Raw genomic sequence first — 452 nt, 5'->3', positions numbered from 1 at the left:
ATAAGAGACAGGGTAGATACCGGCCACCGACACGAGCTGCGGCTCCAGGCAGGTGCTGAAGATGCGCGCGGAGGTGTCGCCGCGCGCGCCCGCGATGGCGCGGCCGCGCAGCGGCGCGTAGACATGGATGTTGCCGTCGGCGATCACCTCGGCGCCGAAGCTCACGACGGCCATCACGACGAGATCGGAGCCGCGCGCATAGACCTGCTGGCCGGAGCGCAGCGGCTTGTCCACCACCACCGTGCCGGGCGCGGGGGCGGGCACTTCGCGCACCACCTCGACCTCGCGGACCACTTCGCGGACGGTTTCGCGGACCTCCTCCTGCACGGGCACGGGCATGGCCGCTTCGGCCGTGGCGGGTGCGGGCGCATGCGCGGCGCGGGAGGGCGGTGCCTCGGGCGCGGCGACGAGGCCGGCCGCGAGCGCGGACTCCATCTGTGCGGGATTGCCGC

1 protein-coding gene is annotated in these 452 nt (G+C 73.7%); it reads right to left on the bottom strand.

The window, feature by feature from the left end; all coding sequences use genetic code 11:
* A partial coding sequence (minC, locus tag GVL12_RS25810; protein WP_159918391.1) for a septum site-determining protein MinC occupies nt 1-452 on the bottom strand: 452 nt, incomplete at both ends.

Source organism: Pantoea sp. 18069, from assembly GCF_902706035.1.
GTDB lineage: Bacteria > Pseudomonadota > Gammaproteobacteria > Burkholderiales > Burkholderiaceae_C > Comamonas.
The sequence above is the reverse complement of the archived record's forward strand: the minus strand, read 5'-3'. Positions and strand labels throughout refer to the sequence as shown.